We start from the raw sequence: 2,138 nt of genomic DNA on the forward strand, positions 1-2,138 counted from the left end.
AACCAGGCGGCCCGCCGCGCGGCCTTACGGATTAGCTACCCGTCGGCGGTGAGAAATGCTCGAAATTCGCCCAGCCCAGGAAGCCGACCGGTCGGCGATCGTGCAACTGTGGCATCAGGGCTGGCATGATGCCCATGCGCATCTGGTTCCAGCCGAAATCCTGGCGTACCGAACGCCGGCGCATTTTGCGCTGTGGCTGGAGCAATCCACCGATGCCTTCCATGTGGCGGCTGCCGATGGATTGCTTGGCTTCGTCTCGATAAACGGGGCGGAGCTGGTCAAACTCTATGTAAGCCCGCAGGCACGGGGAAGCGGAACCGCCCGCGATCTGCTGTCTTATGCCGAGCATCTCTTGTGCGAACAGGGCGTGGCGGAGGCCGAGCTTTTCTGCACGGCGGGAAATGTCCGCGCGCAGAGATTTTATGCCCGCGAAGGATGGCGCTTGAACCGCAGCTTCGAAGACGCACTTTGGCTGCCGGATGATGTCGCCGGCAGGTTCACCGTGGAAACCCACTGCTATCGGAAGCATCTGGGCTTTCGTTAGCATCACTATTCGGAACGAGCTTGGCGAGATTGTCGCGGACGCTGGAGCAGGCGCCCCCTACCGGTCGACCATCGCCATGCCCCGCTCGGTATAGCGCGGGCCGGAGATTTTTCCCGGCGCGAGCGCTTCGTTGAGCGCGGCCATCTCGGCGGCATCGAGTTTGATAGCGGCGCCGGCGACGTTCTCTTCCAGGTATTTTCTGCGCTTGGTGCCGGGGATCGGCACGATGTCGATGCCAAAGCCGTCGCCCTTCGCCAGCAGCCAGGCCAGCGCGACCTGGCCGGGCTTGACGCCGCGGGCAGCGGCGATGTCGCTCACCTTGGCGGCCGCCTCGACATTGGCGTCGTAGTTTTCGCCCTGGTAGCGCGGGTCGTTGCGGCGATAATCGCCGTCGGGATAGTCTTCCGCACGCTTGACCTGGCCGGTGAGAAACCCTCGGCCGAGCGGCGAGAACGGCACCAGGCCGATGCCGAGTTCGCCAAGCAGCGGGATGATCTCCGGCTCCAGATTGCGCTCCCACAGCGAATACTCACTCTGCAACGCCGACACCGGATGCACGGCATGCGCCCGGCGGATGTTGGCTGCACCCGCTTCCGACAGGCCGAAGAAGCGCACCTTGCCTTGCGCGACGAGTTCGCCGACGGCGCCCGCGACATCCTCCATCGGCACCGCCGGGTCGACGCGGTGCTGGTAGAGCAGGTCGATACGGTCGGTTCCGAGGCGGCCGAGCGAGGCTTCCACCGCCTCTCGAATGTGCTCGGGCCGGCTGTCGGTTCCGGTCTGCTTGCCGTTTTCGATGCGGAAGCCAAATTTCGTGGCGATCGTCACCAGGTCGCGCTTGCCCTTCAATGCCCGGCCGAGCAGGGCTTCGTTGTCGTAAGGGCCATAGACTTCGGCGGTGTCGAGGAAGGTGCAGCCGAGGTCGATGGCACGGTGCAGCGTGGCGATGGATTCGGCCTCGTCGGCCGGGCCATAGGACTGGCTCATGCCCATGCAGCCGAGGCCGATAGCCGAGACCTGCAGCCCCTGGCTGCCGAGCTTGCGTGTTTTCAGGGTCATGGCAGGCGTTCTCCGGAGGGGGCGCAGCGATTATAGCGTCAGCAGGTTCAATCGATACGCCTATTAGATCACGATGTGGCTATTCGATCAGGATGTGGGCTTCGCGCGCTGCTTCGACGAGCGCCGCCCTGGCGACGTCGGGGGCAACATCGCCGCTCGTCGCCCGCTGGCAGGCGCGCAGTGCGGACCGATGCTTCGGGCTGCCTGCGTCACGCCAATGTGTGGTGAGCAAATCAATGGCCTGCTGTGTGTTGGACAGATGATGGATGGAACCGGTGACGCCGACCGAAACCGCCACAGGTTTGGAGAACCATGCCGTTTGCATTGGAACCACCTCAATTGGGCTGAAGCAATAAACGCTTATGGCCGCTCAAGGTTTCGTCGCTACCAATCAATCTGGCGTGATAGATTGCCGATACCCCCAGCGGCATTGGGCCCCACATTGTCCGCGGGGCTCACATGTTCGAGGCGACATCGCGGGTGGGCGGTGTTTTGGGTTTGTGGGCGGCGCGTTGCCGCGTCGCCTGGTGGGCAG

Annotated in this window: 3 protein-coding genes; 1 reads left to right on the forward strand and 2 read right to left on the reverse strand. The window is 63.8% G+C overall.

The features are described from left to right. Nucleotides 1–55 precede the first annotated feature (55 nt). A complete protein-coding gene (locus ENZ74_RS30025) occupies nt 56–544 on the forward strand; it encodes a GNAT family N-acetyltransferase (protein WP_027160744.1) in 489 nt (162 codons plus the stop codon). A 57-nt stretch (nt 545–601) separates the two neighbouring features. Here ENZ74_RS30025 and ENZ74_RS30030 read toward each other — a convergent pair whose 3' ends face one another. Then, nucleotides 602–1,603, reverse strand: coding sequence for an aldo/keto reductase (locus ENZ74_RS30030; protein ID WP_063168567.1), 1,002 nt, complete (start codon nt 1,601–1,603; stop codon nt 602–604). A 79-nt stretch (nt 1,604–1,682) separates the two neighbouring features. Beyond that, nucleotides 1,683–1,928, reverse strand: coding sequence for a DUF982 domain-containing protein (locus ENZ74_RS30035; RefSeq protein WP_013530762.1), 246 nt, complete (start codon nt 1,926–1,928; stop codon nt 1,683–1,685). Between the last annotated feature and the right edge of the window lie 210 nt (nt 1,929–2,138).

This window comes from Mesorhizobium sp. M7A.F.Ca.CA.002.15.2.1 (assembly GCF_003998715.1).
Classification (GTDB): Bacteria; Pseudomonadota; Alphaproteobacteria; order Rhizobiales; family Rhizobiaceae; genus Mesorhizobium; species Mesorhizobium ciceri.